The 21,190-nt window shown below is 72.9% G+C and carries 17 protein-coding genes; 12 read left to right on the top strand and 5 right to left on the bottom strand.

Features of this window, described 5'->3' with window-relative positions; translation table 11 throughout:
• The first annotated feature begins 28 nt into the window (after nt 1-28).
• The 4 genes from AC0VYL_RS14650 to AC0VYL_RS14635 all read left to right on the top strand — a co-directional run bounded on the left by AC0VYL_RS14650 (nt 29) and on the right by AC0VYL_RS14635 (nt 5,533).
• Nucleotides 29-1,927, top strand: a complete 1,899-nt coding sequence (locus AC0VYL_RS14650; RefSeq protein WP_475480463.1) for a S9 family peptidase — start codon at nt 29-31, stop codon at nt 1,925-1,927.
• Nucleotides 1,928-2,404: 477 nt separating this feature from the next.
• Entirely contained in the window at nt 2,405-3,412 is a 1,008-nt protein-coding gene (locus AC0VYL_RS14645) for a C40 family peptidase (protein ID WP_475480462.1), read from the top strand.
• A gap of 83 nt (nt 3,413-3,495) precedes the next feature.
• Nucleotides 3,496-3,672, top strand: coding sequence for a hypothetical protein (locus AC0VYL_RS14640; protein WP_475453321.1), 177 nt, complete (start codon nt 3,496-3,498; stop codon nt 3,670-3,672).
• Nucleotides 3,673-3,853: 181 nt separating this feature from the next.
• Nucleotides 3,854-5,533 carry a glycosyltransferase family 2 protein gene (locus AC0VYL_RS14635; protein ID WP_475480461.1) on the top strand — a complete coding sequence of 560 codons (1,680 nt, stop codon included), beginning with the start codon at nt 3,854-3,856 and terminating at the stop codon, nt 5,531-5,533.
• 162 nt (nt 5,534-5,695) lie between these two features.
• On the opposite strand, the gene pstS is transcribed toward AC0VYL_RS14635, so the two are convergent.
• Nucleotides 5,696-6,835, bottom strand: a complete 1,140-nt coding sequence (pstS, locus tag AC0VYL_RS14630; protein WP_475453317.1) for a phosphate ABC transporter substrate-binding protein PstS — start codon at nt 6,833-6,835, stop codon at nt 5,696-5,698.
• 301 nt (nt 6,836-7,136) lie between these two features.
• Here pstS and treY point away from each other — a divergent pair, with 301 nt between their 5' ends.
• The 7 genes from treY (at nt 7,137) to treZ (ending at nt 15,799) form a co-directional block, all read left to right on the top strand.
• On the top strand, nt 7,137-9,506 hold the full coding sequence (gene treY, locus AC0VYL_RS14625; protein ID WP_475480460.1) for a malto-oligosyltrehalose synthase: 2,370 nt from the start codon (nt 7,137-7,139) through the stop codon (nt 9,504-9,506).
• A 167-nt stretch (nt 9,507-9,673) separates the two neighbouring features.
• Nucleotides 9,674-10,555, top strand: coding sequence for a TetR/AcrR family transcriptional regulator (locus AC0VYL_RS14620; RefSeq protein WP_475453313.1), 882 nt, complete (start codon nt 9,674-9,676; stop codon nt 10,553-10,555).
• A 47-nt stretch (nt 10,556-10,602) separates the two neighbouring features.
• A complete protein-coding gene (locus AC0VYL_RS14615; protein ID WP_475453311.1) occupies nt 10,603-11,502 on the top strand; it encodes a beta-keto acid cleavage family enzyme in 900 nt (299 codons plus the stop codon).
• 30 nt (nt 11,503-11,532) lie between these two features.
• Nucleotides 11,533-12,522, top strand: a complete 990-nt coding sequence (locus AC0VYL_RS14610) for a 3-hydroxyacyl-CoA dehydrogenase NAD-binding domain-containing protein (protein WP_475480459.1) — start codon at nt 11,533-11,535, stop codon at nt 12,520-12,522.
• The gene (locus AC0VYL_RS14605; protein WP_475453307.1) at nt 12,519-12,971 is read left to right on the top strand and encodes a thioesterase family protein; all 453 of its coding nucleotides are present in this window, start codon (nt 12,519-12,521) and stop codon (nt 12,969-12,971) included. The genes AC0VYL_RS14610 and AC0VYL_RS14605 overlap by 4 nt, the downstream gene beginning before the upstream one ends.
• A gap of 94 nt (nt 12,972-13,065) precedes the next feature.
• Entirely contained in the window at nt 13,066-13,914 is an 849-nt protein-coding gene (locus tag AC0VYL_RS14600) for a putative RNA methyltransferase (RefSeq protein WP_475480458.1), read from the top strand.
• A gap of 67 nt (nt 13,915-13,981) precedes the next feature.
• Nucleotides 13,982-15,799, top strand: coding sequence for a malto-oligosyltrehalose trehalohydrolase (gene treZ / locus AC0VYL_RS14595; RefSeq protein ID WP_475480457.1), 1,818 nt, complete (start codon nt 13,982-13,984; stop codon nt 15,797-15,799).
• Between the two features lie 415 nt (nt 15,800-16,214).
• On the opposite strand, the gene AC0VYL_RS14590 is transcribed toward treZ, so the two are convergent.
• Together AC0VYL_RS14590 and erm are read right to left on the bottom strand one after the other, a co-directional pair.
• Nucleotides 16,215-16,799, bottom strand: a complete 585-nt coding sequence (locus AC0VYL_RS14590; RefSeq protein WP_475480456.1) for a hypothetical protein — start codon at nt 16,797-16,799, stop codon at nt 16,215-16,217.
• 30 nt (nt 16,800-16,829) lie between these two features.
• A complete protein-coding gene (erm, locus tag AC0VYL_RS14585; RefSeq protein ID WP_475480455.1) occupies nt 16,830-17,705 on the bottom strand; it encodes an ErmE/ErmH/ErmO/ErmR family 23S rRNA (adenine(2058)-N(6))-methyltransferase in 876 nt (291 codons plus the stop codon).
• Between the two features lie 532 nt (nt 17,706-18,237).
• On the opposite strand from erm, the gene AC0VYL_RS14580 reads away from it, so the two are divergent.
• Nucleotides 18,238-18,939 (top strand): class I SAM-dependent DNA methyltransferase, encoded by a 702-nt coding sequence (locus AC0VYL_RS14580; RefSeq protein WP_475480454.1) that lies wholly within the window; start codon nt 18,238-18,240, stop codon nt 18,937-18,939.
• Between the two features lie 16 nt (nt 18,940-18,955).
• On the opposite strand, the gene AC0VYL_RS14575 is transcribed toward AC0VYL_RS14580, so the two are convergent.
• Together AC0VYL_RS14575 and AC0VYL_RS14570 are read right to left on the bottom strand one after the other, a co-directional pair.
• A complete protein-coding gene (locus AC0VYL_RS14575) occupies nt 18,956-19,783 on the bottom strand; it encodes an aminoglycoside phosphotransferase/kinase family protein (protein ID WP_475480453.1) in 828 nt (275 codons plus the stop codon).
• A 69-nt stretch (nt 19,784-19,852) separates the two neighbouring features.
• Nucleotides 19,853-21,130 (bottom strand): MFS transporter, encoded by a 1,278-nt coding sequence (locus AC0VYL_RS14570; RefSeq protein ID WP_475480452.1) that lies wholly within the window; start codon nt 21,128-21,130, stop codon nt 19,853-19,855.
• Between the last annotated feature and the right edge of the window lie 60 nt (nt 21,131-21,190).

The following is a 21,190-nucleotide window of genomic DNA, read 5'->3' as shown; positions in this document are numbered from 1 at the left end:
ACCGCGCCCGCGCGGCCGCCACTCGTGTATGAAACCCGTTGACATCGCCCGCCTGCACGGCCTCAGCGCACCCTCACTCTCCCCGGACGGCGCCCGTGCCGTCCTCGCCGTGTCCCGCCCCGACCTGGAGGAGGACGCCTACCTCGGTTCCCTCTGGAGCGTGCCCACCGACGGCTCCGCACCCGCCCGCCGGATCACCCGGGGCACGCGCGACGGTGCCCCCGCCTACTCGCCCGACGGCCGCTGGATCGCCTTCCTGCGCCCCGACGAGGACAAGCGCCCCCAGATCCACGTCCTGCCCTCGGACGGCGGTGAGCCGTGGAGGATCACCGACCACCCGCTGGGCGCCGGAGCGTTCACGTGGAGTCCGGACTCCACGCGCCTGGCGTACAACGCGCGGGTGCCCGAGGAGGGCCGCTACGTCGACGGCACCCCGGACCAGGAGCCCCCGCGCCGGATCACCGCCCTGAAGTACCGGCTCGACGACTTCGGCTTCACCAACGACCGGCGCCAGCACGTGTTCGTGAGCGCCCCCGTCGACCCCTCGGGCGAGGTGGGCGAACCGGTCCGGGTCACCGAGGGCGACGCCGACCACGGGCGCCCGACGTGGACCCCGGACGGCACGGGGCTGGTGTTCGACGCCGCCCTGCACGCGACGCGCGACACGGACCTCGTCGGTGACGTGTGGGTCTGCCGCCCCGAGGCCGGGGCGGAGCCGCGCCGGATCACCCGGGGCGACCTGAAGGTCGGGGCGGTGAGCCTGTCCGAGGACGGCTCCACCGTGTACTTCGTCGGTGACGAGCTCGGCCCGGACCTCGACGACTTCGTGGGCCGGGGGACCGGCCTGTGGTCGGTGCCCTTCGACGGCTCCGAGGCGCCCAGGAGGCTGACCGGGACCGAGGACCCCCGGATGAGCTCGCGTCCCCAGGAGACCGGCGAGGGCGTCCTGGTCGCCGGTGAGAACCGGGGCGCGGTCGAGCTGTACCTGGTCACCCCCGGCGGCGTGCGCACCACGGTGTTCGGCGGGCGCGTCCAGGTGGGGGCCTTCGACCACGCGGGCGGTGTCACCGTGGTGACGGCCGCCGGTGAGCGCGACAGCGGCGAGCTGTACGCGGTCACCGAGGACGGCACCCGGGCGCTGACCTCCTTCACGGACCCGGAGCTGGACCCGGTCGCGGTCACCGAGCTGACCGCCCGCACCGAGGACGGCAACGAGGTCCACGGCTGGCTGGCGGTGCCCGGAGGCGAGGGCCCGCACCCGGTCGTGCTGATGATCCACGGCGGCCCGTACGCCCAGTACGGCTGGCAGCTCTTCGACGAGACCCAGGTGTACGCGGCGGCCGGGTACGCGGTGCTCTACTGCAACCCCCGTGGTTCGTCGGGCTACGGCCAGGAGCACGGTCGGGCGGTCATCGGCTCGGTGGGCGCCACCACATCCGTCGACGTCCTGTCCTTCCTGGACGAGGCGTTGAAGGACGAGCGGCTGGACGCCAACCGGGTGGGGGTCATGGGCGGCTCGCACGGCGGCTTCATGACCACGTGGATCGCGGCCCACCACGGCGAGCGCTTCCGCGCCGCCATCAGTGAGCGCGCGGTCAACGCGATCGACAGCTTCCAGGGATCGTCCGACATCGGTTCGTTCTTTCCGGAGCCGCTCTACGGCCCGGAGGAGACCTGGGCCAAGGAGAGCCCGCTCAGCCACGCGGACCGGATCGACAGGCCGTTCCTGATCATCCACTCCGAGCAGGACTGGCGCTGCCCCGTGGAGCAGGCCCAGCGCCTGTTCGTGGCGCTCAGGAAGCGGGGGCACGAGACCGAGATGCTGCTGTTCCCGGGGGAGGGGCACGAGCTGTCGCGTTCGGGCCTGCCCAGCCACCGGGTGGCCAGGTTCGAGGCGGTCCTCGACTGGTGGGCCCGCCACCTGTGATCCGTCGGGGTCGGGCACCCCGGGTGTCCGACCCCCTTCCCCGTTCGGGTGTGAGACGCGTCATGGTCAAGCCGGGGCTTGGCCCGGTTTTGACTCGGCCTCCCTGGGAAGAACGACGCGCCACCCGCGCCCCCGGCGGGGTTCCGGGGAGGGGCGCGCCCGCTTCGGGCCGGTCGGGTCGCCCATCGGGAGGTAACGAACGGGTCGCGTCCGGTCCAGGGGATGAATTAGTGTTCCCCCAGGTCGGAACGCCCCAGTTCGTCACCACCAGGGTGACAGCGTACGACCTGCCGTTGCACCCCGCTCAGCAGCTGTCCTTGTCCCAGGAGCGGGGGCCGTCACGACGCCCGGCGAGTTCCCGCGACCCTTCCCGTCGCCGCCGGTATCCCTCCGCCACGCATCCCCGCGCCGTCCCTCGGCGCGCCTTCGGGATGCCCCGTGCCGGTAAACGGGTGTGGGAGAAAGGCAGTCGGTGCTTTGACTCGCAACCCCGAACCCACCCGTCGCCTGACGACGGTCGGCTTCGTCGCTCTCGGTGCCGTGGTCCTGTCCTCCGGCGTGGCCCTGGCCGACCAGACCGAGTCGGAGGCCCGTGAGCGCTACGAGGAGCTCCAGGAGGAGCTCTCCGGGCTGAACGCGGACTTCAACGAGGCCAAGGAGGACCACGCCGCGGCCGAGGTCGAGCTGGAGGACCTCCAGGAACGCCTGGAGAACGCGCAGGAGGAGCTGGACGCCAAGTCCGGTCAGGTCTCCGTCATCGTGCAGGGTGCCTACACCGGCGCCACCCACAGCTCGATGGGCGTGCTGTTCGGCAGTGACGCCGACAACGCGCTGCAGAACATCGCCGACCTCGACTACCTGTCCGAGGGGCAGCAGGCGACCCTGGCCGACTACGTCACCGAGGTCGAGAACTCCGAGGAGCTGTACAACTCGGCCGAGGCGACCGAGGAGGCCGCCGCCCAGTCCCTGGAGGCAGCCGAGGAGGCCGTGGCCGCGGGCGAGGCCGCGCTCGACGAGCAGGCCGAGGTCCTGGAGAGCCTGGGCGGTGTCGACCCGACCGTGGGCGAGGCCGCCACGGACGCCGGCGCCGCCGGTGCCTCCGGCGGTACCGCCGCCGTCTCCGGTGACGTCCAGGCCGTCCTGGACTTCGCCCGCGCGCAGATCGGCAAGCCCTACGTCTGGGGCGGTACCGGGCCCGACGGCTACGACTGCTCCGGCCTGACCCAGGCCGCGTGGGCCCAGGCGGGCGTGAGCCTGCCGCGCACCACCTACGACCAGGTCAACGCCGGGACCCCGGTCTCGCGCGACCAGCTCCAGCCCGGCGACCTGATGTTCTTCTACGACGTCTCGGCCCCGAGCCACGTGGGAATCTACTCCGGCAACGGCATGATGATCCACGGCTCGAACCCGTCGAAGCCGCTGGAGGAGGTCTCACTGGCCGCCTACTGGGACGGCGTGTTCACCAGCGCCGTCCGTCCGGGCTAGGCCGTGCGGTGCTCCCCGGTCCGCCCTCTCCGGAGGGCGGGCCGGGGTTCCGTCGTGCGGGGTGCCCGCGTATCCTTCGGCGCATGGGTCGTCTCGTTCTCAGGGTCGCCGCGGGTGTCGCGGTCGTCGTCGCCCTCTTCTGGTTGTTGTCGGTGATCGTCGGCCTGTTGGTGTGGGGCGTCATGATCGCCCTGGTCGTCGGGGTCGTCCTGCTTGGCGTGCGCATGCTGAGGTCCGAGGGGTCCGCCCCGCGCCGCTGACCGGCCCGGTCCGGCCCTCGCGCGGCCCGGACCACGCCCGCGTCGCGAGCGGGACCCGGCGCGGAGACACATCGACGAGGGGTGACACTCACCCTGTGTGGGGAAACATCGCTATAGTGACTCTGTGTCACTGAATAAGCACGTAGGGTCTCATGTCGACGGGGTGTCGCACCGTGGCCGGGTGGAACGGGTCGCGACCCGCGTCTTCCGCAACGACTGGAGCGCGCTGACACCACCCGCCACCGGCTGCTGGACACCGGAACTCACCGTCAGCGTCATCATCCCCGCGAGGGGCGGCCAGGATCACCTCGACCTGGCGCTGGCCTCCCTGTCCGTCCAGACCTACCCCGAGCACCTCTTCGAGGTCGTGGTGGTCGACGACCACTCCGCCCCACCGCTCACGCTCCCCGACCACCGCCCGCGCCGCTGCCGGGTGGTGGCCGCCCCCGACGGCGGCTGGGGCGCGGGATACGCCCGCGCGTACGGAGCGCACGCCAGCACCGGCGACATCCTCATGTGGATGGACGCCGACATGGTCGCCTGCCCCGAGTTCGTCGAGGCCCAGGCGCGCTGGCACCACACCCACGCCGAGTGCGTCACCCTCGGCCGCGTCCGCTTCACCGACACCGACCCCCACGGTCCCGGGGCGGTCCTGGCCGCCGCCCGCTCCGGCGACCTCCACCGCGACCTCGACACAGGGGGCCGCCACGACTGGATCGAACACCTGCTGGACCAGAGCGACGACCTGCGCGACGCCGACCACCTCGGCTTCCACGCCTACCTGGGCGCCGCCGCGGCGGTGCGCCGCAGCCTCTACGAGGCGGCCGGAGGCGTCGACCCCGACCTGGACCTCGGTCAGGACACCGAGTTCGGCTACCGGCTCTGGCAGGCCGGGGCGGTCATGGTCCCCGAGCGCACCGCCACCGCCTGGCACGTCGGCCCGGCCTCCACGGCCCGTACCCGCCTGCCCTCGGAACGCTTCCGCACCGAGGTCCTGGCCGAACTCATGCCGCACCCGCACGCCTACCGGGAACGGGTCCCCGAGGCCCGCCGCCGCACCCCGCTGGTCCACGCCGTGGTGGACGTGGCCGGCGCCCCCTACGACCTCGTCCGGGGGTGTGTGGACCGGCTGCTCAACGGCACCGAGACGGACCTCGCGCTGACCCTGGTCGCTGACTGGGAGGGGGCCGGGTCGGCCACGGGCGGCTTCGACGGGCCCCAGCTGGACCTGCGTCTCATCCAGGCCAACTACCTGCGGGAACCACGGATCTCCTTCGCCGCCACCGCGCCCAGGACCGGATTCCCCTCACCCTTCCTCCTCCAGGTGCCGGTCGCCTGGGGGCTGGGGGAGCTGGCGCTGTCCCGGCTCCTGGCCAGCGCCGAACGCGCCCGCGCCGGGCTCACCGAGCTCTTCCTGGCGGCCTCGCCCACCCGTGACGCCGGGGTCCGGCTCTGGCGGACCCGGGCACTGGCCCGGGCCATGCGGGTGTGCGACGACGAGGAGGACCTGGCCGACGTGGTCGCCGCGCTCCACGGCCGCTACCGCATCCACGGCGGGGAGGGCACCCTCACCGACCTCACCCTGCACCGTTCCGTCCCGCCGCCGCCCCGGGCCGCCGTCGAGTACCCGGGGCCCGTCCCTATGGGGTTCGTCGACGCGTGTCGGGGCGACGCGGAGCCGGGCGACGCGGAGGGTGACGAGGAGGAGGGGGAACGCAGACGTTGGTGGCGCCGACGTCGGAGTCGGCGCCGGAGGCCACGGGCCCGGCTCCGCTCGCTCTGGTACCGGGCCTGCCGGGCCTGCGGGCGTGAGATGCCCGACGAGGAGGACCCCGGCGGGGGCCCGGCCGCGGCCGGATAGGTGGGGGAAGACACCGACCCGGCCGGACGGGCCCGTCGCACCGCACAGCGCCCGCCCGTGACACCTGACCCAGCGCTACGTGGTCAGTACGTAAGGTACCGGATCAAAGGTGTGGAACGGGCGCGCCACCTTGGTGACGCGCCCCGGGAACCACGGTGTCCGCTAGGAACCGATCGCCTCGATGGAGGCCAGCAGGTCCTCGCGCAGGGACTCGTTGACCGGAGTCGAGTCGGTCTCCTCGGAGGCCGCCTCCTGGCCCTCCGGGCTCACCACGTACCGCAGGAACGCCTTGACCCGCTCGGCCTCGGCCTGGTCCGGGTAGTCCAGGCACACGGTCTCGTAGCTGACCAGCACCAGCGGGTAACTGCCGGGCTCGGTGGTGCCGTAGTCCAGGGCCAGCGCGAGGTCGAACTCGCTGGTGTTCTCCTCGCGGCGGGGGGAGTCGGCCACGACCTGGGCGGCCGCCTCCGGCGAGATGTCGACGAACTCGTCTCCCACGCCGATGCTCGCGGCGGGCAGGCCGTGCAGGTGGGACATCTCCACGTACCCGATGGCGCCGTCGGCCCGCGAGACCGTGTCAGCGATACCGCTGTTGCCCTGCGCGGACTCACGCGGGGTGATCGGCCACTGCCCGTCGGCCTCGTGCGGCCACGCGTCGGGGGCGGCCTCGGCCAGGTAACGGGTGAAGTTCTCCGTCGTCCCGGAGTCGTCGGCCCGGTTGACCTGTGTGATCGCCAGGTCCGGCAGGTCGACGCCGGGGTTGTCCTCCGCGATCTGCGGGTCGTTCCAGCGCGTGATGTCCTGGTTGAAGATCTTGGCCAGGGTGTCGGGGCTCAGGTTGAGCTCCTCGATCCCGTCGAGGTTGAACACCACCGCGATCGCCACCACGTACGCGGGCAGGTTGATCGTGTCGGAACCACCGCAGCGCGACACGGCGTCGGCGTTCTCCTCGGCGTCCATCGCCGCGTCGGTCCCGGCGTAGGTCACCGCGCCGTCGATGAACTGGTTGCGGCCACCGCCCGAACCGATCGAGTCGTAGTAGATGCGCGCGTCCTCGCAGGCCGACTGGAAGCCCGCGATCCACGTCGTCATCGCGTTCTCCTGGGCGCTGGACCCGGAGCCGTGCAGGCTCCCCGAGAAGCACTCCAGGTCGTCGGGGACGGCCGGGCCGGCCCCCTGGACGGCGTCGTCACTGCCGCAGGCGGTGGACGCGAGCAGAAGTCCGGCCAGCGCGGCCGAGGCCGCGCCCCGGTAGGCGTTCGATCGGCGCTGGGTGCGGGTGCGCTTGTTGGGCGGGAGCACGCTTCCTCTATCCCCTTCGTCGGAATCGGTGGTCCTCGTCGTCCTGACCACTGGTCGCCGGTGCCCGGCGCGTTGTCGCTGGTGATGGAAGACCGCCGATGAATTTAACCATTGCCGGACCGACTTCCCCAACGCGGGTGTGTGCGGAACCGGACGTGTCCGTGGCGGTACGGGGGACTCTGGGTGGACAGGAGGTGAACGAGGAGTTTTCGACCGGTGAAAGTCGTTCCCTCGGGCCCTTCGGTGTGAGTGGGCGCGGGCATGTATGACACGCCGAACGACCGGGCACGGGTCCTGGGTGATGAGCGCGCACAGTACCGACCCGAACGGGCGGCAGGCACCCACCTCGACCTACCGCGTCCAGCTGAGGCCCGGTTTCGGCCTCGCTGAGGCGACCGCACTCCTGGACCAGCTGCACCGGCTCGGGGTGGGCGCCGTGTACCTGTCACCCCTCCTGGCGGCCACCCCCGGATCGGACCACGGGTACGACGTGGTGGACGCCACACGCGTCTCCGAGGCGCTGGGTGGTGAGGAGGCCCGCGCGGCCCTGGTCGCGCGGGCGCACGCGCTCGGGATGAAGGTGGTCGTCGACATCGTCCCCAACCACATGTCGGTGGCCCGGCCCGACGCGAACCCGTGGTGGTGGGACGTGCTCGAACACGGCCGGGACTCCGTGTACGCCCGCTGCTTCGACCTGGACCACGGCTCCGGGCCGATCCTGGTGCCGGTCCTGGCCGACGACGGCGACGACGGCCGCGCGGCCCTGTCCGAGCTCACCCTCACCGACGGACACCTGGTCCACTTCGACCAGCGCTTCCCGGTGGCCCCGGGCACGTACGCACCCGGCGACGACCCGGCGGACGTGCACGAACGCCAGCACTACCGGCTGGTCTCCTGGCGGCGCGGAGACAGCGAACTCAACTACCGCCGCTTCTTCGACGTCGACCACCTCGCCGCCGTCCGTGTGGAGGACCCCGGGGTCTTCGACGCCACCCACGCCGAGATCCTGCGCTGGGGCGTCGACGGACTGCGCGTGGACCACGTGGACGGGCTCAGCGACCCGGGCGGCTACCTCCGACGCCTCGCGGAACGCTTCCCCGGGTGGATCGTGGTGGAGAAGATCCTCGCCCCCGGTGAGTCCCTGCCCGCCTCCTGGCCCGTCGCCGGAACCACCGGCTACGACGCCCTGCGCACGGTCTGCGGGGTGTTCGTCGACCCCGACGGCGAACCCGTCCTGACCGCCCTGGCCCGCGAACGCGGAGTGCCCACAGACACCGAGGCCGTCGACCACCAGGCGCGCTCCCACGCCGCCAACGAACTCCTGCGCGCGGAGGTGCGCCGGATCGCCGCGACCCTGCCCGACTCCGAAGGCAACGAGGAGGCCGTCAGTGAGCTCCTCGCCTCCTTCGACGTGTACCGCTCCTACCTGCCCGAGGCCGAACCGGCCTGGGCCCGCGCCGTCCGCGCGGCCGCCGAGCGCCGACCCGACCTCCAACCCGTCCTGAAGACCCTCGACCGCACCGTCCGCGAGAACCCCCACGGCGAGACCGCCCGCCGCGTCCAGCAGACCAGCGGCATGGTCGTGGCGATGGGCACCGAGAACACCGCCTTCTACCGGGGCACCCGCTTCGTCGCCCTCAACGAGGTCGGCGGCGACCCGGCCCGGTTCGGCGTGGGCACCGCCGCCTTCCACGAGGACAACCTGCGCCGTGAGGCCGCCGAACCCCTCACCATGACCACGCTCTCGACCCACGACACCAAGCGCTCCGAGGACGTCCGCGCCCGCCTGGCGGTCCTCTCGGAGATCCCCGCCGAGTTCGCCGACGCCGTCCGCCGCTGGGGCGCCCGCGCCCCGCTGCCCGAACCCGCGCTGGACCTCCTCGGGTGGCAGACCCTGCTCGGCGCCTGGCCCCTGAGTGACGAACGCCTGGTCGAGTACCTGCTCAAGGCCGCCCGCGAGGCCCGCCTCGGCACGTCCTGGACCGCGCCGGACACCGACTTCGAGGACCGCGTCCGCTCCTGGCCCGAGCGGCTGCGGGCCGACGCCGACCTGTACGCCGAGGTCCGGGCCATGGCGGAGTCGCTGCGGGAGCCGGGATGGAGCAACGCGCTCGGGCAGAAGGCGGTCCAGCTGCTCGGCCCGGGCGTGCCCGACCTCTACCAGGGCACCGAACTGTGGGACCTGTCCCTGGTCGATCCGGACAACCGCAGGGCCGTGGACCACGGGGCGCGCGCCGCGCTCCTGGACCGCCTCGAACAGGGGTGGCGCCCGCCCGTGGACGAGACCGGCGCCGCCAAGCTCCATGTGGTCCGCACGTGCCTGCGCGCCCGTGAGGCGCTCCGCCCCACCGGTTACCTGCCGCTGGCCGCCCAGGGGCCGTCCGCCGAGCACGCCCTGGCCTTCGCGCGTACCGTGCGGGGCACCCGCGGGCCCGCGCTGGCGGTGGTGGCCACCCGGCTCCCGGTGACGCTGGCCGACGCCGGGGGGTGGGCCGACACCGTGCTGCCGCTGCCCTCGGGGCCGGGGGAGTGGACCGACCTCCTCACCGGCCGCACGCTCGCGCCGGAGAGGGTGGACGGCCTCACGACCGCCCGCCTGACCGAGGTCCTCGACCACTACCCGGTGGCGGTCCTGGCCAGGGGACGCACCCCTGGTTCGGACACTGACTGATCAATCAGTCAGTTGCGCTTCGCTGCCGAGCGGCATCGGACCACCACCGATGCCCTGTTCGTGTCGGGTATGTCTGGGTTCGTCACGGGTGGATCGACGTCTCCATCGGTGGGGCGATCTTGGCTCTCATGTTGCGATAATCGCCATGGCGTTGTTACGTTCTCATCGTGAACGACAACGTGGCCGACGACGTACGCGGCAGGGCCCGCGAGGCGATCCGCCGATCCGGTCTCTCCCAGCGGCAGTTCGCGACCAGACTTGGTATCGACCCCAGCAAACTCTCCAAATCCCTGACCGGCACCCGGCGGTTCACCGCCCTGGAGCTGGCCGGTATCGCCGACGAGACCGGAGTGACGGTCAACTGGCTCATCAACGGTGAGGACGACGCCGAGACGGTCGCGGCGGCCCCGCGCGACTCGTCGGCGGTCAGACCGCCGTCCGCGAGCCTGGCGGACCACCCGAAGGCCGCCCGGGAGCACAACCGGCGACTCCAGATCATCGAGGCCGCCTGGACCCTCATCGCGGAGCACGGATACCACTCGGTGCGCGTCGCCCAGGTCGCCCAGGCCTGCGGTACCTCCAGCGCCACCGTCCACTACCACTTCCCGACCCTGAACGACCTCCTCGTCGAGGCGCTGCGCCACTCGGTCAAGCAGGCCTTCGACCGCCAGGTCGCGGAGCTGCACACCATCGGGGACCCGTACGAGCGCCTGCTCCGGCTCATCGAGCTCCAGCTGCCGGGCTCGGACCGCCTGCGCCTGGAGTGGTCGGTCTGGCTCCAGGTGTGGACGGCCGCCGCACTGGACCCCGGCATGCGCGAACTACACGCCGACTCCTACCGCCGCTGGCACGAGACGATCGCCCGCACCCTCCGCGAGGGGAAGGAGAGCGGAACCTTCGTCGACCTCGACGTCGAGGAGACGACCAGACGCCTCACCGCCCTCATCGACGGTCTCGGCATCCAGGTCATGACCGGGATGCCCGGCCGGTCCGTCGACCACATGCGTCACACCCTGCGCTCGGTCATCGACCGTGACGTCCTCGGGTGAGACGCCCCGTACCCGCACCACCCCACGCCCAGAGACGGAGCCCCGCCTTGAGCGACCTCATGAACCCCACACCCATCCTCACCTGCGCACTCACCGGTGCGGGCGACACCGTCGGCCGGAGCGAGCACGTCCCCGTGACGCCCCGACAGATCGCCGCCGCCGCGGTCGAGGCCGCCGAGGCGGGCGCCAGCGCGGTGCACATCCACGTCCGCGACCCCGAGACCGGCGCCCCCTCCCGCGACAACGCCCTCTACCGGGAGGTCGTCGACCGCATCCGCCAGACCGGGATCGACATCGTCATCAACCTCACGGCGGGGATGGGCGGCGACCTGGTGATCGGCCAGGACGATCCGCTCCAGTTCGAGGAGGGCACCGACCTGGTCAACGGCCTCGACCGCCTCCCGCACGTGGAGGAACTGCTTCCCGACATCTGCACGCTGGACTGCGGCAGCCTCAACTTCGGGGACGGCAGCCAGGTGTACGTCTCCACCCCGGACATGCTGCGCGCGGGCGCCAGGCGCATTCAGGAGCTGGGCGTCCGCCCGGAGCTGGAGATCTTCGACACCGGCCAGCTGTGGTTCGCCAAGACGATGCACGCCGAGGGCCTCATCGACGACCCGACGATGTTCCAGCTGTGCACCGGCATCCCCTACGGGGCGCCCTCGGACCCGGGCGTCCTCCAGTCGATGGTGAACCTGCTCCCGGCGGGCGCGCAGTGGGCCAGCTTCTCCATCGGCCGCAAGCAGATGCCGTGGGTGGCGCAGTCGGTGCTGCTCGGCGGGCACGCCCGGGTGGGCCTGGAGGACAACCTCTACCTCAGCCGCGGGGTGAAGGCCACCAACGGCCAGCTCACCGAGAAGGCCGTCGCCATCATCGAGCACCTCGGCGCCCGGGTGGCCACACCGGACGAGACCCGCGCCATGCTCGGACTCCGCGGCGCGTCCTAGCCCCGAACCCCCGACCACAGGAGAAGCACGATGACGGAGAACGCGAGAACCACCCCCGAGGCCGTACGGACGGTCGCCTGCGTCGGAGCGGGCGTCATCGGGGGCGGCTGGGTCGCCCACTTCCTGGGGCGCGGCTACCGGGTGGTCGCCTGGGACCCCGCCCCCGACGCCGAGACCAGGCTGCGCGGGCTGGTCGCCTCCGCGTGGCCCGCCCTGGAGGAACTGGGCCTGGCCGAGGGCGCCGCCAAGGAGAACCTGCGGGTCGTGGACACACTGGCTGAGGCCGTGGCCGACGCGGACTTCGTCCAGGAGAGCGCCCCGGAGCGCCTCGACCTGAAGATCGACCTGCTGGCCGAGATCGACGCCGCCACCCCCGAGGGCGTGGTCATCGCCTCGTCCACCTCCGGCTACGGCATGAGCGAGATGCAGACGCGAGCCGCCACACCGGGACGGCTCGTGGTCGGCCACCCGTTCAACCCGCCCTACCTGGTGCCCCTGGTCGAGGTCGTCGGCGGTGAGCGGAGCGAGCAGTGGGCCGTCGACTGGGCCTCGGACTTCTACCGCGCGGCGGGCAAGTCCGTGATCAGCATGGAACGGGAGCTCCCCGGGTTCATCGGCAACCGCATCCAGGAGGCCGCCTGGCGCGAGGCCCTGCACATGGTCGCGGAGGGAGAGGCGACCGTCGAACAGATCGACCTGGCCATGACCAGCGGCCCCGGCCTGCGCTGGGCCTTCTTCGGGCCCTGCCTGACCTTCCACCTGGCCGGGGGAGAGGGCGGCATGGCGCACATGCTCGACCACTTCGGCCCGTCACTGAAGGCCCCGTGGACCCGCCTGGAAGCGCCCGAACTCACCGAGGACCTGCGCGACCGCATGGTCGCGGGCACCGACGAGGTCGTCGCGGGGCGCTCCACCGCCGAACTGATCGCCCAGCGCGACCGCCGCCTGATCGCGGTGGCCCGCGCGCTACAGGAGGTCGAACGCGCGGAGGCCGCCGAGCGGGACGGGGGTGCGGCGTGAGCGCGACCCTCACCCAACGGCTGCGACCCGAGTGGATCGACTACAACGGCCACCTCAGCGAGGCCTACTACGTCCTGGTCTTCGGGTTCGCGACGGACGCGCTGATGGACCGGGTCGGCCTGGGCGCCGACTACCGTGCCGCCTCCGGCTGCTCCCTGTACACGGTGGAGGCGCACGTGCGGTACCTGCACGAGGTCGGTGCGGACGCCGAGGTGGAGGTCAGCACCCGGGTGGTCGGTCCGGACCCGGGCCAGTCCGGTGCCAGGAAGGTGCGGATCTGCCACGAGATGCGGGTCGGGGACGTCCTGGCGGCGACCGAGGAACTGCTGGCGCTCCACGTCGACCAGGCGCTGGGCCGGGCGGTCCCCTTCCCTGAGGAGGTCGCCGCGCGGCTGGCGGCCCTCACCGAGCCCGCACCCGACTACGCGGGCCGGGCCATCGGCTCCTAGACCGTGGCCGGTGGACGGCGCCGGGCCCCGTCGGCGGGAACGCGCGACGGGGCCCGCTCCGACACCCTGGTCAGACGGTAGGCTGACCGCGATCATGACGAACAAGACCGGCCCCGAACTGCGCATGCCCGCCTCCCTGGCGGCCTCCCTCACCTGCCCCGTCTGCGCGCGCCCCCTGGACCAGGGGCTCAGCTGCGCCGACGGCCACAGCTTCGACGTCGCCAGGGAGGGCTACGCGAGCCTGCTCACGGGCGCCACGCCGCCCGGGTCCGGTGACAGCCGGGAGATGGTCGCCGCGCGACGGCGTTTCCAGGAGCGGGGGCACTACGACCCCATCGGTCGGGCCCTGGCCGAGGAACTCGGGGGTCGGCGCGTCATCGTCGACGTCGGCGGCGGCACCGGCCACTACCTCACCCAGATCCTCACCGCCCTCCCGGACGCCGTCGGCCTGACCACCGACGTCTCCAAGTTCGCCGCGCGGCTGGCCGCCAGGGCCCACCCCCGCAGCGGCGCGGTCACCGCCGACTCCTGGCGGCGCCTGCCCCTGGCCGACCACACCGCCGACGCCGTGGTCAACGTCTTCGCCCCCCGCAACGCCCCCGAGTTCCACCGCGTCCTCCAGCCCGGAGGGGTCCTGCTGGTCGTCACGCCCGCCCCCGACCACCTGCGCGAACCCCGAGCGGCCCTGGGCCTGCTCGACGTCGACCCCCGCAAGGACGAACGCCTCGCCGAGAGCCTGGGGGACCACTTCGTCCCCGTCGCCACCCGGGAGCTGCGTTTCACGATGGACCTGGCCCACGAGGAGGTCCTGACCGTCGTGGGCATGGGGCCCAGCGCCCGGCACGTCACCCCCGAGGAGCTGCGGGCCCGCGTCGCCGCGCTCCCGGACCCCTTCACCACCACCGCGTCGGTCCTGGTCCGGACCTACCGCAGGTCCGAGTAGCGGACGACCACGCGGGTGGGGGGACCCCTCGGCGTGGCGCACGGACCACCTGGGTAGGCCACCCTCCGTGAACGAACCGGCCACGCACCCCGCACCGTCCAGCTCCGTCGGCACCGCGCCGCCCGCCACCCCCGGACGCGGCGTCCACGGGGACTTCTCCGTCTGGGCGCCCCGGTGCCGCCGCGTGCGCGTGCGCGTGGACGGCGCCGACCACCCCATGGAACGCACCGACGACGGCTGGTGGCACGCCGGGGTGGACGGCGCCGGGCACGGATCCGACTACGCCTACCTTCTCGACGACGACCCCCGGCCCCTGCCCGACCCCCGTTCCCTGTGGCAGCCCGAGGGGGTGCACGCGCCCAGCCGGGTCCACGACCACTCCACCCGCGCCTGGTCCGACACCGCCCGCCCCGCCTGGACGGGCCGACCGCTCGCGGGGGCCGTCGTCTACGAACTCCACGTCGGCACCTTCACCCCCGAAGGAACCCTCACCTCGGCCATCGACCGCCTCGACCACCTGGCCGACCTCGGCGTCACCCACGTCGAACTCCTGCCGCTCAACGCCTTCGACGGAACCCACGGCTGGGGCTACGACGGTGTCCTGTGGGCCGCGGTGCACGAGCCCTACGGAGGTCCCGACGCACTCAAGGCGTTCGTCGACGCCTGCCACGAGCGCGGCCTTGCCGTGCTGCTGGACGTGGTCTACAACCACCTCGGACCCTCCGGCGCGTACCTGCCGCGCTTCGGCCCCTACTTCTCCGGGGAGAACGCCTGGGGCCCCGCCCTCAACCTCGACGGCCCGGACTCCGACCCGGTCCGGCGGCTGGTCATCGACGGCGCCCTGGACTGGCTCCGCCACTACCACCTGGACGGGCTGCGCCTCGACGCGGTCCACGCCCTGCGCGACGACCGCGCCGTGCCCCTGCTCGCGGAACTCTCCGCCGAGGTGGACGCCCTGGCCGCCGGTCTGGGGCGCCCCCTGTCCCTCGTCGCGGAGTCCGACCGCAACGACCCGCGCACGGTCCTGGCCAGGGAGGCCGGGGGCCTCGGTATGGCGGCGCAGTGGTCGGACGACCTCCACCACGCCCTGCACGTCGCCCTGACCGGGGAGAACCACGGCTACTACGCGGACTTCGAGGGTCCACACGTGCTCGCCGAGACGCTGCGCCGGGTCTTCTGGCACGACGGGACCCACTCCACGTTCCGGGGCCGCGACCACGGGGCCCGGGTCGACACCGCGCGGATCCCCGGCAGCAGGTTCCTCGGCTACCTCAGCACCCACGACCAGATCGGCAACCGCGCCCGGGGCGACCGGATGGGTGAGTACGTCTCGCCGGGCCTGCTCGCCTGCGGCGCCGCCCTCGTCCTCTGCTCGCCCTACACCCCGATGATCTTCATGGGCGAGGAGTGGGGGGCCACCACGCCCTGGCCGTTCTTCGCGTCCTTCACCGACCCCGACCTGGTCGAGGGGGTCCGCCGTGGGCGCCGCCGCGAGTTCGCCGCCCTCGGCTGGGCGGAGGAGGACGTCCCCGACCCCATGGACCCGGCCACGCGCGACAGCGCGGTGCTGGACTGGTCCGAGGCGGGCAGGGGGCCGCACGTCCGCGTGCTGGACGCCTACCGGGCCCTGATCGCCCTGCGGCGGGCCGAGCCCGAACTCGCGGACCCGCGACTGGACCGGTTCGTGGTCGACGCGAGCGAGGACGGTCGCACGCTGACCCTGGTCCGGGGGTCCCTGCGCCTGGTCTGCAACCTCGGTCCCGGGGAGGCCAAGGTGGACCTGGCCGCGGAGCCGCGCGAGGTGCTGTGGGAGAGCGGGCGGGCGAGGGTCACCGGGAACACGGTCGCCCTTCCGGGGGAGTCCTTCGCGGTCCTGCGGCTCTGAGCGCGGCGGGCGGCGGAAGTCAGCCCCCGCCACCTCCGCCACCCCCACCACCGCCTCCTCCCCCGTCACCGCCGCCGAAGCCGCCACCTCCGTCACCCCCGAATCCGCCGCCTCCGTCAGCGCCGCCCCAGACACCCCAACCGGAGCCGCCCCTGCCACCGGACCCGTGACGGTGGCGTCCGGTGCCGTGGCCACCTCCACGGGCGCCGCCGCGACGGCGCCAACGGGACACGTGGACGTAGACGAGGAGGATCCAGGTACCGACGAAGAGCAGGAAGGGGAGGAGGGCGAGCGGGCCCCAGAGGGAGGGGAGGGTCAGGAACGGGACAAGGGCTGGAGTGAGGGGCGTCATACCCGTGTGATGACCTCGGGGCACCGACCGGTTCGCGCCCGGGCCCGGTCCCTCCCGCACCACTCACCCCACGGGACCCCGGAAGTCCGCCTCGTCCTCCCCGTTCACCACCGAGACCAGCACGGAGGAAGGGGAGCCCGGCCCCTCGCACGCCATGTCCGCCGCGTGCGTACCGGACTCCAGCTCACCCAGTGGCGCCTCCGAGGTGGCGGGACCCTCGTGCCCCTCGTACGCGCACCGCACGTCCAGGAACCCCGTGCCGAGGACCCGGCCCAGCTCCGGAACCCGCACGGTCAGGGTGAACCCCACCTGACCGGAGGGTGTGAGGGCGACGTCGTCCACCGTGTAGACCACGTCCTCCTCGACCCCCTCCCGGAACTCCTCCTCGTAGGCGCCGACCGGGTACGGGAAGACGGCACCCTCACCGAAGGCGTACTCGGAGCCCCGCACCCCGCCCTCACCCTCGGCGGAGCCGCCGCCCTCCTCGTCCTCCCCAGGGTCCACCGCGTCGTGTGACGGGCCCTCGGACGCGTCGGTGGCGGTCGCGGACGGGGTCGGTGGCCCCGCGGAGACCTCCCCTTCCGGGGAACCGCAGCCGGTGAGCAGGAGGATCGGCAGGACCAGGGCACAGGGGAGGATTCTTCGCATCCCCCCACGCTAGGCCAGGGGTGTCCGCCCTCACCGTGTCCGTCGGCCGCCCGTCCGACCGGGACCGGCCAGCGACCAGAAGACCTCCACCCACTGGTCGGGGTGGACCAGCCCCACCGGCGCACCGCCGGCCACCCGCGCCGACCTCAGTGCGGCGGCCACGCGCCCGGCCGGATACTCCCGGGACAGCGACGCCGACAAGGAGCCGCCCACGCCGCCGAAGCCGAGTTCCACCATGCGCCGGTACTCCGCCCGTCGCTCCACGGGCACCAGGGGTTCGGACCGCCTGCCCAGCACCATGATCCCGGCGTCCACCCGGGGCACGGGGTGGAAGCGGTTCCGGTCGATCCGACCGGCCAGCCGCCACGACCACCACGGCCAGCTGAGCACGGTGACCAGACTCCACTTCCCGTAGGCGCCGGTGCGTTTGCGGGCGTACTCCAGCTGCGTCACGAGGGTGGCCGAGCTGAGCCCCGGGGCCTCCAGACACCAGCGGACGATGTCGGAGGTCCGGGAGTAGGGGATGTTGCCGACCACGGAGAACGGCTCACGCGGCGGCCGTGCCCGGGTGAAGTCGCCGTGCACCACCCGCACGCCCCGGGAGGGGTCGCGGTAGCGGTCCGCGAGCCGTTCGGCCAGTCGGAGGTCGAGTTCGTGGGCGATCACCCGGCGGGCCGTCCGGGCGAGGAACCGGGTGATGGCGCCGTCGCCGGGGCCGATCTCGACGACCAGGTCGTCGGCGGTCACCCCGGACAGCCGTACGACCCAGCGGGCGGCGCCGGGGTCCGTGAGGAAGTTCTGGGAGAGCCGCCGCCGGTTGTTCGGTCGGGTGCCCCCCGTGCCGGAACCGTCTTTCCGTCCGCTGGGGTTCCGGTAGGCCGGGTTTCTGCGGGAGTGGCGTGCCACGCGTGGTCCGTTCTGCCGCCTCGGAGGGCGGACTGACGTGGACGGGCAGCACGAGGGAACGCCTCACCCGGAGGGAGAGCGCACACCGGAGGAACCGGGGTGATCCGAGGCTGCCCGTCCGAAGGAGAGAAGGACGTCGGCAGGGCCTGGACCGATACGCGGCTGATCTGACACTCGTCCCGTCCGGGGCACGGCGAACTGGGCGACGTGCCCCGACACGGGCGTGACTCCCCTGGCACCGCCGACGTCGCCCCCGGGGAAAACGGGGTGCGGAAACGGCGGTGCGCTCGAAGGGGTTCGGCTACCGGTCCAGTGGGGCGGACCGGTGACGGGTGTGGGAGGGAGCGACCACGGACCAGGCGTACTGGCCCCGAACGATCGCGAAGAAGGCTGACATGGACAGCACGTTAGGGGAGGGGGCGGCCGTGCGGCAACGGGTTTTCCGCCGCGTGCGGACCGTCCGCCCCGCGCGCCCCCGACCCGGTGAAAACACGCTCGCGCGAACCAGAGGGGCCGGGCCATACTCGGCCCCATGCCTGACTTCTCCGACTTCGACACCCGCCACTACCGCACGGTCGACGTGGCCACCGGCTACGACGGCTGGTCCAGCACCTACGAGGACTCGGTGCTCGACGCCATGGACCTCGCCCTCCTCGACGGACTCACCGCCCCCGACTGGTCGGGGGTCCGCCGCGCCGTCGACCTCGGCTGCGGCACGGGCCGCACGGGATCATGGCTGCGCGGCAGGGGAGTGGAGCGTGTGGACGGGGTGGACCTCAGCGCCGGGATGCTCTCCCTCGCGGAGAAGCGGGGCGCCCACGACACGCTCACCCAGGGCGACGTCCGGGCCACCGGTCTGCCGGGTGGCGCCTACGACCTGGTGATCGCCTCGCTCATCGACGAGCACCTGCCCGACCTCGCACCCTTCTACGCCGAGGCGTGGCGGCTCACCCGGCCGGGCGGCCGCTGTGTGCTGGCCGCCTACCACCCGCAGTTCATCATGGCCTCCGGCATGCCCACGCACTTCACCGACGCCTCGGGGGAGGAGGTCGCCATCACCACCCACGTGCACCTGATCGGTGACCACACGAGGGCGGCCCTGGCCAGCGGCTGGCGCCTGGAGGAGCTGGACGAGGCGGTCGTGGACGACGGCTGGGTGGCGGCCAAACCCAAGTGGGAACGGTTCCGGGGGTACCCGATCTCGGCCGCGTTCGCGTGGGTCCGGCCCGACTGACCGGGCCGGGGACGGCTCACGGCTCCGTCAGCACCTCGATCCAACGCTCCTGGTGCCGTTCGACGTAGTCAGCGGCCGGGCCCCAGTGGTCGGCGTGCCCCTCAGCGTGCAGACGCGCCCAGGGAAGCCGACCGGTACGCGCGCCCTCCTCCAGGATCTCGAACATCCCGCGCACCCGGCGCAGCGCCGCACCGGGGAGGGTCCGGCGCTGGTCGGCGTCGCAGCCGTAGCCGTCGGCCAGCGCCCGCAGCCTCCGGCCGTCGGCCTCGGGGGCGCCGCCCGCGTGCAGAGGAACGAACCCGTGCGCGGCGTAGCCGAGGTCGCCCATCCGGCTGGCCGGACCGGCGCCGTCCCAGTCGATGAGGCACCAGGACTCGGTCCGTCGCCCGCCCCCGTCGAACGCCTCCTGGACCCCGTCCGGATCACGGACCAGGTTCCACGGGGCGAGGTCGTTGTGGCAGATCACCTCGGGTTCCTCGGGCGGGAAGAGCCGTTCCCACCCGGCGTCCTCCGGAGGCCGGAAGTCGGCGGTGAGGTCGTGCAGCCGCCTGGCCATCGCGCCCAGTTCACGGAGCTCGCCGGTGGTCATGGGCGGCATCCGGTCGGCCGTCGTGCCGGGGACGTGGGCCAGGCTCTGGTAGCCCTCGGGCCGTTGGCCGTGGCTGACCGGGGCACCGGTGTATCCCCGCCGGTGCAGGTGGTCCAGCAGGGAGGTCACCGCCGGGGAGGAGGGCAGCCAGGGCTTGCGCACGGTGGCGCCGATCCGCAGGACCCGGTCGGAGACGTTGCCGCCCTCCAGGACCTCGACGTCGTCCTCAGGGCCGTGGTGGTCGTCGTGTGTCACGCGGCCATCCTCATGCAGGGAGCGGGCGGCGTCCACCGGATATCCCCAGCCGCGTGCGTTCCGGTCCCCCTACCCGCCGTCCGCCAGGTCCGCCTCGTCCATCCGCCACAGCGGGACCAGCAGGGTCAGCATGAGCACCCCCATACCGAGGAACACCGCCCTGAGCCCGAGGAACTCCGCGACCAGCCCGCCCACCACCCCGCCCAGCGGCATGGTGCCCCAGGCCACCAGGCGGTAGACGCTGTTGACCCGTCCCATCAGGTCGGCCGGGGTCACACGCTGGCGCAGCGACACGGTGATGACGTTCCAGACCGTGATCCCGATCCCGCCGACGCAGAACCCGGCCCCGACCAGCCAGACACTGGGGGTCAGCCCGGGGACCAGCAGCAACAACGCGAAGAGGGGGACGCACAGCCGCAGCGCGAGGGCCCGGCCCAGCACCCGCTCACACCACTCGGCCACGAACGACCCCAGCAGGCTCCCCACAGCCATGGCGGTCAGCAGTGCGCCGTAGGCGGGTTCGGACAACCCCATCGGGGAGCCGGGGCCCACCGCGTACAGCACGATGACCGCGAAGGAGGCGCTGGTGGCGAAGTTGGAGACCCCGACCATCACGGCGAACGAACGCAGGAGGCGGTGGGACCACAGGAACCGCAGTCCCTGTCGGATGTCGGCGCGCACGCTCGTGGGCGGTCCGCCGCGTTCCACCCGGAACCGTCCGCGCACCAGGAGCAGGACGCCCAGGGCGGCCACCCACAGCGCGGCCGGGGTCACGAACGCCAGGGCTGCGCTCACCCCCACCAGCGCGCCGCCCAGGGGCGGGCCGACGAACTGGTGGGAGGTGAACTCCACCGCGTACAGCCGCCCGTTGGCCCGGGAGAGCCGGTCCCGGTGGACCATCTGCGGCAGGATCGACTGCGCGGAGGTGTCGTACAGGGTCTCGGCCGTGCCGATCAGGAACGCGGTCGCGTACAGCAGCCAGATCGACCCCACGTCCAGGGCCAGTCCGACGGCCAGCAGGAGGACGAGGGCGCCGCGCACGGCGTTGGCGCCGACCATCGCCCGCCGCCGGTCCAGGCGGTCGGCCAGGGCTCCGGCGGGCAGGGCGCACAGGAGCCAGGGCAGGCCCAGGGCCACGGTGACACCCGCGACGAGCACGGGGGAGTCGGTGAAGCGCAGGGCCGCCAGGGGCAGGGCGACCTTCAGGACACCGTCCGCCAGGTTGGAGAGTCCGGAGGAGGTCCACACCCTCCAGAAGTCACCGCCCAGGGAGTGGGGCGCGGGTTGGGTCACGGGATCGGGGGACGCGGGGGGCGTGGGGGGCGTGGGCCCCTGGGGGTCGGACATGGATCGAGACTGACAGATCGATTGGGGAAACTCAATCGATTGGTATTAACCAATCGACTC

It is taken from the genome of Nocardiopsis sp. iso_238, from assembly GCF_056173325.1.
This window is presented reverse-complemented; position numbering and strand designations above follow the sequence as displayed.

What these genes read in the sequence shown, in the direction of transcription:
- AC0VYL_RS14610 (WP_475480459.1), top strand. Translation starts at nt 11,533, where the DNA reads ATGACGGAGAACGCGAGAACCACCCCCGAGGCCGTACGGACGGTCGCC.
- treY (WP_475480460.1), top strand. Translation starts at nt 7,137, where the DNA reads ATGAGCGCGCACAGTACCGACCCGAACGGGCGGCAGGCACCCACCTCG.
- AC0VYL_RS14580 (WP_475480454.1), top strand. Translation starts at nt 18,238, where the DNA reads ATGCCTGACTTCTCCGACTTCGACACCCGCCACTACCGCACGGTCGAC.
- AC0VYL_RS14600 (WP_475480458.1), top strand. Translation starts at nt 13,066, where the DNA reads ATGACGAACAAGACCGGCCCCGAACTGCGCATGCCCGCCTCCCTGGCG.
- AC0VYL_RS14640 (WP_475453321.1), top strand. Translation starts at nt 3,496, where the DNA reads ATGGGTCGTCTCGTTCTCAGGGTCGCCGCGGGTGTCGCGGTCGTCGTC.
- AC0VYL_RS14650 (WP_475480463.1), top strand. Translation starts at nt 29, where the DNA reads ATGAAACCCGTTGACATCGCCCGCCTGCACGGCCTCAGCGCACCCTCA.
- AC0VYL_RS14590 (WP_475480456.1), bottom strand. Translation starts at nt 16,799, where the DNA reads ATGCGAAGAATCCTCCCCTGTGCCCTGGTCCTGCCGATCCTCCTGCTC.
- AC0VYL_RS14570 (WP_475480452.1), bottom strand. Translation starts at nt 21,130, where the DNA reads ATGTCCGACCCCCAGGGGCCCACGCCCCCCACGCCCCCCGCGTCCCCC.